Source organism: Mesorhizobium waitakense (genome assembly GCF_056431085.1).
This window is the reverse complement of sequence record NZ_JBWKME010000004.1, coordinates 57,806-67,736: the sequence shown is the minus strand read 5'-3', so window position 1 is coordinate 67,736 and position 9,931 is coordinate 57,806. Positions and strand designations below refer to the sequence as shown.

Genomic DNA, 9,931 nt, shown 5'->3' with positions numbered 1-9,931 from the left:
GTTCGACCGGATCGTCGGCATGAAGACCAGGTTCGTGACCCTCGACCGTCTACTCGCGCGCATCCGGACCGACCGCCAAAGCTTCCTGAGGATCCTCCGACGCCCGGACATTCCGCTCCACACCAACGGCTCGGAGAACGATATCCGCAGCGTGGTGACCCGCCGCAAGATCAGCGGCGGAACCCACAGTGACAAGGGCCGTGCTGCCCGCGACACCATGCTCAGCATGATGAAGACCTGCAACAAGCTCGGTGTCAGCTTCTGGGATTATCTCGGCGATCGCCTCGGCATCCCTGGCAGCAAGATCCTACCGCTTCCCGTTCTCGTCGCCGCTCAGTGAACCCCAACAGCAGATCGACCCGCTCAAACGCCACCGGTTTTGCCCCGGTTACCGTCAGGCGACCGGAGCGTCGTCGGTGCGATGCTGCAACAGCGCATCTCCGCCGAGCGGGAGCGCGCTGATTCCAGCGGTGGAAAAGACAGCGACGGGACCTTGCTCGACCAGCTGGCCCGCGCCCTGGATTATCGCCACTGGCACCGCTTCCGCGTCGAACGCTGGCAGGAGGGACATTGGCGCAAGCTTTCCGGACCCGCCTCGAGCGGCGAGCGGGCGCTCGGTCTGACGGTGCCGCTGTTTGCTGCGGTCGCCAGCTTCTACAGCCAGGGCAGCCACGTCCTAGCCCCGCGGTTGATGCTGCTCGACGAAGCCTTCGCCGGCATCGATGACACAGCACGCGCGCATTGCATGGGTCTGATCCGCGAGTTCGATCTGGACTTCGTCATCACCAGCGAGCGCGAGTGGGCGTGTTATGCTGAACTGCCGGGCGTCGCCATCTGCCAGTTGCAGCGGCGCGAAGGTATCGACGCCGTGTTCGTGTCGCGATGGAGCTGGGACGGCCGGGAAAAGACGTCCGAGGCCGATCCCGATCGCCGATTTGCGCCAGCATGAACGACCAGGCCGACCCGCGACTTCAACGCCTGCTCGGCGGTGAGCACCTCGCCTTGCTGCGCAAGCGGCTGCGCCAACGCTTCGAGCGCGCTCCGCTCGGCGGCACTGTCGATCCTATTCGCGTCGCCGGGCTTAGCGCGGAAGAACACGCAACACTGGCCTCGCTGCTCGGTCGCCCGCAGCGCCGCTCCAAGTCCCTACAAATCAACGTCCGCCAGGTCGATGCCGACCTGCTGCACTCCGGCATCGCCACGTCCCTGCGCGATGCGTTGGAAAAGCTCGACGGCCCCATCGTTCATCTCGCCGGGATGCGCCTCCATCTGCAAACAGTGTGGTCCGGTGTAATCGAGGGTTGCAGGCATTCCGGCTTGGCCAGCTTGCTGCTGACACCGGAGGGCATCGGCCTGCTCAAGCGGATCGCTCGGCGGGATGCGATCGCTGCAGCGGAGCTTTGCCGACGCGCCGAAGAGGTGCTGCGGTATCTGCCGGCGAAAGGCATCACGCGTTCGCAATTGGCTGCGGACGTTCTGGGCGATGCCCATGCGCTTGACAACGGCCGCGGGGTCGCGACACTCGTGTTGGCAGTCTGGCGCCAGACCGCCACGCCCGCTGATGACCCGGCCGCACCCGTTGCCAACGAAGATGGCAAGACGATACGGAAATCGAGCGAGGACATCGATCTGATCCCGGCCGGCGGTGCGGAGCGAGTCCGCGAGACGTGGGCCAGAGCAGGGGTTCTGGTCAATGAGCTGGCACGCCCTGCCCTGTCCCTGAACCTGCCGACAAGCGGGACAGAAAGCGATCGTTGGCGCTTGGGAGAGCCAGCCTATGCATCGCTGCGATCGCTGCTGCGCTCGCCGCCCCGATGGGATGCAACGGGCCGTAACGTCTACGTGTGCGAAAATCCCAACCTGCTCGCCATCGCCGCTGACCGATGGGGAGCTGGCTGCGCCCCGCTGGTCTGCACCGATGGTATGCCAGCGGCTGCCCAACGATGCCTTCTGGCCCAACTCGCGCAGGCGGGCGCGCGCCTCTACTATCACGGCGATTTTGACTGGCCCGGATTGCGCATCGGCAACCACATCATGCGCGAACATGGTGCCGAGCCATGGCGCTTTGGCGCCGTCGACTATATAGCCGCCGTGCGAACAGCTCCGAGCCTGGCCCACCCGCTTGGAGGAAAGGCGGTCGAAGCAGCATGGGACGGAGCGCTGACGCTGGCCATGCTTCAGCATCGCGTGGCCATCGCCGAGGAGGCCCTGGCTGCCTCGTTATTGCAGGATCTTGATGATCGATAAACCTGATTTCTATATCCTCATAGCCCATCGCAAAGGGCAAAAGTTTAGACTTAATCTGACAGACGGTGTCATAAAGCTGAACCGAGAGCCGAGGCCGGGCGCGGAGTGGTCAGGGTTCGCAGCGCCCGGCCTCGGCGTGAAAGATTCCGAAATGACCAAGGACCAAAAGATCATCCGCGCCAAGGTGGGGCTGTTGTAGCTCGCCAAACAGCCCGGCAATGTCAGCCAAACCTGCAAGATGATGGGTTATTCGTACGACAGCGTAGGAGACGGGCGGGAGCTGACTCTGCAGGAGATGACGCGCAAGAAAGCCGCTGCTGCCCACCGACGCTCCGGAGGTGGAGACGATCATTCTCGAATTGTCGCTGGAGCTGCTGGTCTTAGGTCAGATCCGCATGCCATAAGGCTGGCGAGGAAACGCGGCCACTCGGTCTCGCCTCCGGGGTGCGCGGGGTGTGGCAGCGGCACAATCTCGAGACGATGAAGAAGCGGCAGAAGGCGCTGGAGGCCAAGGTTGCCTGGGATCTCGACCCGCAGAGCTTCTCCAATTGACCCTATACCCTGAAAGCGGTCAGATAGATTTGAGGAGTTTGGTGTCTACGGGCAGCGTGCGGATGCGCTTGCCCGTCGCCGCGAAGATCGCATTCGTTAGGGCTGGAAATACCGCCGCGGTTCCAGCCTCGCCCATCCCCCCAGGCGCTTCGGCACTGTTGACGAAGTGTGTCTCCACTACGGGCACTTCATCCATTCGCATCGGAAGATAAGTGTCGAAATTGCCCTGCTCCACCCGCCCGTCCTTCAGCGTGATGGCGCCGTGCGAGGCAGCCGTCAGGCCGAAGATGCAACCGCCTTCCATTTGAGCCGCAATCGTGTCGGGATTGACCTGCAGCCCGCAATCGACCGCACAGACGAGCCGATGAACCTTGACCGTGCCGTCGGTGCCCACCTCGACCTCCGCCACGGTCGCCATGTATGTGCCGAAGGCGAATTGCACCGAAACGCCCCGACCCTGCCTCTGGGGCATCGGTGCTCCCCAACCCGCCTTCTGCGTGGCCAGCGTCAGCACGCCAAGCGCACGCGGATTGTGGCTGAGCAAGGCCTTGCGAAACTCGACAGGATCAGCCTTCGCCGCCGCTGCCAGCTCATCGATGAAGCTTTCGACCACGAAGATATTATGGGTCGCACCAACGCCACGCCACCAGGCGGTGGGAACGGCCGGCGGCTCGACCCTCTTGAATTCAACATGAATGGCAGGAAATGCATAAGGCGGTTGATCCGCTCCCTCGACGCCGTCCGGATCGACACCATTCTGCATGCCAGCAGGAAAATAACGCGCCGTCACCGACGATCCGGAAACGCGGTGAGTCCAGGCAACCAGCTTGCCAGATGCGTCAAGCCCGGCCGACAGCCGGTCATAATAGTAAGGCCGATACATGTCGTGCTGGATGTCTTCCTCGCGGCTCCAGATAACTTTGACTGGCCCGTCCACCTGCTGCGCCACCTTAACGGCATGCTCAATGCCGTCCACCTCCAACCGACGGCCGAAGCCGCCGCCGATCAGATGATTGTGGATGGTGACGGCTTCGACAGGCAAGCCGGTGAGCTGCGCTGCGGTCGTCTGCGCCATGGTGGGCACTTGCGTACCGACCCAGACGTCGCAAGCATCCTTCTTCACATGCACGGTGCAATTCATCGGCTCCATGGTCGCGTGCGCGAGGAACGGCAACTGATAGACAGCTTCCAAGCGCCGGGTCGCACCAGCCAGCGCTTTCTCGACGTCACCTTCACTGCGCGCTACAGCTCCGGGTGTCTTCGAAGCCTCCTTGAGCTGGCGGATGATGTCGGCACTGTTGACAGTGGCGTTCGGCCCCTCGTCCCACTGGATCGCAGCCGCATCGAGGCCTTTCTTGGCAGCGCCCATATGGTCGGCGACAACCGCCACAGCCTGATCGGTCAGGACGACCTGATGGACACCTCTGACAGCCAGAGCCGCTTTTTCGTCGACCGATTTCGGTTTGCCGCCAAATACCGGCGAGATGGCGATTGCGGCGATCTTCATCCCGGGAATTTTAGTGTCGATCCCGAAGACAGTTGTTCCATTGACCTTCCCGGGTGTGTCGAGCCGCCTGTGAGGCTTGCCGATGATTTTGAAGTCCTTCCGATCCTTGAGGGCTACGCTTTCGGGTGCGGGTGCCGGCAGGGTGCCTGCGGCATCGACAAGCTGGCCATAGGCGAGATGGCGGGATCCAGATGTTTCGAAAACCGAGCCGCTCTCGGCGCGACAGGTCTTGGGATCGACGCCCCATTTTTGGGCCGCGGCTTCTAGCAAGAGAGTGCGGGCAACCGCGCCTGCCTGGCGCAGCGGCATCCAGAAAGCGCGGATCGAAGTCGACCCGCCGGTGCTCTGAGGCCCAAACAGAGGATTGCCGTATAGCGCGTCGCTCGCGGGCGACAGTTCGAGGCGAACCTGATCAAGGCCGACGTCAAGCTCCTCTGCGAGCAGCATGGCGTGCGCGGTGTGGATCCCCTGCCCCATCTCGGCCATGGGCATCACCATCGTGACGATGCCCTGGCGATCGATACGAATGAAGGCATTCGGCGCGAAGCCTGGTGATGCTTGAGCCGCAGCCCTTCGAGGCGACGACGGCAGAGAAAGCGCGACTACGAGACCTCCCCCGGCAGCGAGAAAGTTGCGGCGGTTTAGACGGAGCGACCTGTCGAACATTAGCCTCTATCCTCAAGCGGTCGCACGATGGATGGCAGCACGAATGCGCTGATAGGTGCCGCAGCGGCAGACATTGCCGGACATCGCAGCGTCGATATCAGCGTCGGTGGGCTTCGGTGTGGCTGCAAGGAGAGCGGCAGCCGACATGATCTGGCCGGACTGGCAATAGCCGCATTGCGGCACGTCGAGATCGATCCAGGACTGCTGGAGCGCTTTACCCTGCGGCGTCTCGCCTATGGCCTCGATTGTTGTGATGGAACTCTCCCCGACGCTGTCGATCGGGGTCTGACAGGCGCGCACAGCCTGTCCGTCGAGATGCACCGTGCAAGCACCGCATAAACCGGCACCGCATCCGAACTTGGTACCGGTCATGCCGAGGACATCGCGCAAGACCCACAGCAATGGGGTATCACCATCGGCATCGACCGTGTGAACAGTACCGTTGATCTTGATGTTGGTCGTCATACGGGCCTCGTGTGGAGAGTAGGGTTTGAATTTTCAGTAAGCTGACGGGACAGCGGTGACCGCTCGATCGTGGTTGTCTTCTAATTGGTTTTGGAGCCTTGCAGCACGCTCTCGCTGCTGAATCGCACATGCGGATGGGTGTCCGCCAATTTGGGTTGTGGTGCATGATGGCTGTGAGGCGTTCCGATGGACCTTCGACGGTGCTGAAGATGCTCGTAATGTGCAAATGCATGGCGGCCAGCGGTGTCCGCCGTTGGGCAGTGCTGCCCGATGCCGGCCAGGGCAAGCCAATGGCAGCAATTCAATTCAAGTCGTTGCGAACTTGCAAGCTGCCAGCTTCCGAGGGGCCGAGCGACTTGTTGACCGCCGGGATGATCTTGTCTCCCCAGAGCTCGATCTGGCGTAGCATCGTCTTTTGATCGAAATCCCCCAACTGAGTCTGAATTGCGATCTGGTCCGGTTTCAAGACCCCCATCTCCTCCAACAGCCGATCAATCACGCGATTGACGCTGCCGATCGGCAGGTTCTCGCGCATGGTCTTGAACGACAGATCCTGCTGCGTCGGCGTTTCCTCCAGCAGATAGCCGTCCTGGCTCTGCTGGCGGCGCTGATGCAGTGCTTCAGACAACCGGCGCTGGAAGCGGGCATTGTCGAGGTAACAGTCGATCTCCGCTTCGTCGTCGCTGGCGTAGCAGCAGCGCAGCAACGATATCTTGGCGTCCGTGACATTCTTGCCCTCGGAAGCCGCCGCCTTCTCGATCGAATCGCGCAGAGTGCTCAAAGTCTCCAAGCCGTTGTGGAATGCTGTGACAAAAAAATTATGTCCCTCACGATAGGCCCGGGCCATCCTCTCGGACCCGCCAGCGATCCAGATCGGCGGAGTCGGCTTCTGGACGGTGCGCACCGAAATCGCCGTCGGCGGTATCTTCTCATACCGGCCGTCGTGCTCGAAGATTTTTTGGTTGAGGCCCTTCAGAAGGATGTCCAGATATTCCGAAAAGACCGCCGGCGCCTCATCGATATTCACGCCGAAACGCTCGAACTCGAACTGCTGGTATCCCAGGCCGACGCCGAGTTCGAGACGACCGCTCGCAACGATATCGGCGAAGCCGATCTCGGAAAGCAGGCGCTGGGGTTGATAGAGGGGGAGCACGCAGACGGCGGTGCCGAGGCGAATGGTGTCCGTCAAGCCGGCGCAGTGCGCCACCATCATCAAGGGCGAGGGGATCAGGCTGTAATTGTTGAAGTGGTGTTCGGCGAACCAGGTGGTGTCGAAGCCAGCCTGTTCCGAAAGGACGACCTGTTCGATTGAGTTGCGGATGACGCTGTCGGATGATTGATGATAGCCGCGCTGGGCGGCCAGGATGAAGGTCGCGAATTCCATGGTGTTTCCTTTGTCTGCAGAGGGGGGGTTTGGCCGATAACGGTCGCTCGAAATGTGCAAACAAGGCGTTGGCCGCGGTTGATCCAAGCCCTTGTCGGCGGCGTAGTCTTGCGCCAACCCGCTTGCCAGTGGGCGGCGGCAGGCGCGCCTGGAGCGGTTGGGACTGCATCGACCGGTTCGGCGGCGATGACATCTTCGATCGCAGACAGCGTCGCGGGCGCGACGCGCTGAATGGGCGTGAAGGCTTGGACGCCCTCGGCTTCGATGAGCCGCAGCGCGTTGCCTGGCGAATGATCGACAATCAATGCCCGACCTCCGCAAAACATTCGTCATAGAGTTCGCTGGCGTTTCCCGCATCACCGAACGAGGTCCAGCCGCCGTCCACATAGAGGACCGAGCCGTTGATGTATGAGGCGTCGGACGAAGCAAGGAAAAACGCCGCGTGTGCGATGTCTTCCGGCCGCCCCATCCTGCCCATCGGTATGCGTCGTCCGATCGCTTTGGAGTCGATGCGGCCAGCCTTGGCCAACTGGGCAACGCCAGGCGTGCGGATGTAGCCAGGAGCGACGGTTACTGTCCGAATGCCGACCGGCCCGAGTTCGGCCGCCATGCATCGGGTCAGCATGTCCATCCCGGCCTTCGAGGCGCCGTAAGCATGGCGCGGCGCGACAGGGAGAAAGCTGTTGATCGATCCGAGGTTGAGGATCACGCCGCCAGCGCCCATCGCCTTGATCGCCTCGCGCGCGCAGGTGAAGGCGCCGGTAAGGTTTACACCAAGGACGTGTTCAATATCTGCCGGGATTTGTTCGATACCCGCCGCAAAAGTGTCGGCGACGGCAGCACCGTTTACAAGGACATCGACGCGCCCGAAGCGTGCCCGCAGCTCCTCGAACAGCGCCACCACTTCGCTTTCGACGGCCACATCCACGGATTTCGCCAGGTTCTTGCTGTCGAGCGATGCAGCGAGCACCGTCGCCGCATCGCGATCTCTATCGGCAATCACGACGGTGTCACCGTTCGAGGCAAAGCGGCGAACGACGGCCGCGCCTATGCCATTGGCGCCCCCGGTGACGAGCACGATTCGCGCGTCGGTGCGTTCGGCCGGACAGGAGAGTTCGGCTGGAGGCGTCCCATCCACCGGTGCATGCGCATCCCCTGGCTGGTTGAATGACATCCAACCGCCGTCGACCGCCAGCACCGATCCCGTGATGTAGCGCGCCTCCCTGCTGATTAGAAAACGCACGGCGAGGGCGATCTCGACCGGGCGCGCCAAGCGTCCCATAGGCACGCGGCGACGCACCGCCGCAAGGTCGATCTTGCCTGCGCGTTCCAGTTCCGCGACCATCGGCGTGCGCACGTAGCCCGGCGCGACAGCCGTCACGCGGATGCCGCGAGGAGCCCATTCGCATGCAAGCGACTTCGTCAACGAGATCAAGCCCGCTTTCGAGGCTGCGTAGGCGTTGCGCTTGGGGTTGCCGACCACGCCCGCCATGGAAGCTAAGTTGACGATGACACCGCCCGGCCTCATGCGCCTTGCCGCTTCGCGAGCCATGACGAACGGCCCTATCAAGTTTACTGCCAGGTCGCGCCGGAAGGCATCGACACCGGTGTCGACAGTCGCAGCCATGGCGGGTCCAACCGCGGCGTTATTGATGAGAACGCCGATCTGCCCGAACTGTGCTTCGATCCGGCCATAGAGGGCGAGGACATCCCCCTCTCGCGAGACATCGCATTCGAGGCCGAGATGCGGGCAGCCGAGGCTACGGGCAAGTTCAACCACGCCGCTGCCCGGAAGGTCCACCGCAACAACAGTCTCTCCCTCGCGCGCAAGAAGATCGACCAAGGCACGACCGATGCCGCCGGCGGCGCCTGTAATGATGACGATGCGTCCTGCCTGCTTCATGCGCACTTCTCCGCGACAGCCCTCAGTGATCTCAGCCCATCAACGTTGGGTGGTACAACCGGCCGGGTCACGTCCCGATGACGGCCAGTTGCGGCCCAGATAGACGTCGTGCTTTCCGGCAGCGGTATTTTCACGGGGCGGGCTTTCGCCGGGATGGCTATGGCATTGCAAGGTTGTCCCCACTGCTGATGCGGATCTCCGGTTCGAAATCTCAGACGGCAACATGGACGCCACGCTTTCCGAGCGCATAGACCGGATCGTGCGGATACGGTGCTCCAATCGGCCGCCGCGGGCCGAACCGTTCTGCCTCGGCAACCGCTGGTGGGGTCTGCTCCTCGCACCAATCGTAGACGACCGTCCGTTCCGCAATCCGCCACTGACCTTCCCTCTTCTGAAACAGATCGCAGTAACGGCCGCACAGCAGCGTCTGGCGTATTTCTCCGTCGTTGTCCGGTCCCCGTTGCAGGGCAGTAAAATAGCTCTCGACCGTGGCCTCTGCCCGACTAGTGAATTCGATCAGGATGTTCGCGATCTGATGGATATTGCGCGGTCCGGTCTCGAACACCGCGAGCGCAAACCGAATGAAGCCGTCGGCCGAGCCGCAATAGGCCCCGTGATTGTCTTGCGCATCGGGCCAGTACGAACTGCGCAGCGCCGCCTCATCGGCGCGGTCTATCCCGCGGCAGTACCGGTAGAGGCAGTCGCGGATTGCCTCACGGTCGGTGAGTTCGATTATTTTTTCCTGGTCCATCGGCTCTGTTGCGAATCCTGAGATTGGAAGAGGCGTTTCGCCACCCTGCTGGCGTTTGGGCAGTGGAGCACCTCGATGTCGCAGATATGCCCCTTGCGCGGTTGCACGCGGACAGCGGTGGGACAGGCCGCGCCAGCCTTTTCCAGTGTGCGGTCCCATCGCTCCGCGCATCTAAACTTGCCGGGCTGTCGGTTGGACGGCGTCCAGTTCGACCTGCGCAGCCGGAGCGTGGTCGACTTCCAGCGCACGTTCTGGGCAGGACCTCGCGGCTCGTAACGCAAGCAGTTGCTCCGCCTCCGCAACCTCGATGTCACCGGGCAGGATGGAGCCTTCATCGTCAAGCTTAAAGATGCCGGGCGCTTGCGCCCAGCAGCGCGCGTGACCCTGGCATTTGGCAGTATGGACGATGATGCGCATGGTGCTGTCTCCATTGTCTGCGCCGCGTCTCGGGGCGGC

At 62.5% G+C, this 9,931-nt stretch carries 10 protein-coding genes; 4 read left to right on the top strand and 6 right to left on the bottom strand.

The genetic code is table 11. The annotated features are described in order from the left end of the window. From AC07FD_RS00515 to AC07FD_RS00500, 4 genes are all read left to right on the top strand, one after another. On the top strand, positions 1-340 hold a 340-nt coding region (locus AC07FD_RS00515), incomplete at its 5' end, for an IS66 family transposase (protein ID WP_478348205.1). A gap of 81 nt (positions 341-421) precedes the next feature. Next, entirely contained in the window at positions 422-949 is a 528-nt protein-coding gene (locus tag AC07FD_RS00510) for an SbcC/MukB-like Walker B domain-containing protein (protein ID WP_478348204.1), read from the top strand. Then, positions 946-2,247, top strand: a complete 1,302-nt coding sequence (locus AC07FD_RS00505; RefSeq protein WP_379100459.1) for a TIGR02679 family protein — start codon at positions 946-948, stop codon at positions 2,245-2,247. The genes AC07FD_RS00510 and AC07FD_RS00505 overlap by 4 nt, the downstream gene beginning before the upstream one ends. After that, positions 2,237-2,446 carry a hypothetical protein gene (locus AC07FD_RS00500; RefSeq protein ID WP_167392001.1) on the top strand — a complete coding sequence of 70 codons (210 nt, stop codon included), beginning with the start codon at positions 2,237-2,239 and terminating at the stop codon, positions 2,444-2,446. Before AC07FD_RS00505 ends, AC07FD_RS00500 begins: the two co-directional genes overlap by 11 nt. A 372-nt stretch (positions 2,447-2,818) precedes the next feature. On the opposite strand, the gene AC07FD_RS00495 is transcribed toward AC07FD_RS00500, so the two are convergent. The 6 genes from AC07FD_RS00495 to AC07FD_RS00470 form a co-directional block, all read right to left on the bottom strand. Further along, the gene (locus AC07FD_RS00495) at positions 2,819-4,972 is read right to left on the bottom strand and encodes a xanthine dehydrogenase family protein molybdopterin-binding subunit (RefSeq protein ID WP_378921961.1); all 2,154 of its coding nucleotides are present in this window, start codon (positions 4,970-4,972) and stop codon (positions 2,819-2,821) included. A 12-nt stretch (positions 4,973-4,984) separates the two neighbouring features. Next, the gene (locus tag AC07FD_RS00490) at positions 4,985-5,437 is read right to left on the bottom strand and encodes a (2Fe-2S)-binding protein (RefSeq protein ID WP_095082034.1); all 453 of its coding nucleotides are present in this window, start codon (positions 5,435-5,437) and stop codon (positions 4,985-4,987) included. Between the two features lie 301 nt (positions 5,438-5,738). Then, the gene (locus tag AC07FD_RS00485; protein ID WP_379100505.1) at positions 5,739-6,821 is read right to left on the bottom strand and encodes an LLM class flavin-dependent oxidoreductase; all 1,083 of its coding nucleotides are present in this window, start codon (positions 6,819-6,821) and stop codon (positions 5,739-5,741) included. Positions 6,822-7,122: 301 nt separating this feature from the next. Next, positions 7,123-8,724: an SDR family oxidoreductase gene (locus tag AC07FD_RS00480; RefSeq protein ID WP_095082040.1), complete on the bottom strand. Its 1,602-nt coding sequence runs from the start codon at positions 8,722-8,724 to the stop codon at positions 7,123-7,125. Between the two features lie 211 nt (positions 8,725-8,935). Beyond that, complete coding sequence (locus tag AC07FD_RS00475; protein WP_095082042.1) at positions 8,936-9,475, bottom strand: nuclear transport factor 2 family protein; 540 nt, start codon at positions 9,473-9,475, stop codon at positions 8,936-8,938. A gap of 171 nt (positions 9,476-9,646) precedes the next feature. Continuing rightward, entirely contained in the window at positions 9,647-9,892 is a 246-nt protein-coding gene (locus AC07FD_RS00470) for a ferredoxin (protein ID WP_378921966.1), read from the bottom strand. Positions 9,893-9,931: the final 39 nt, after the last annotated feature.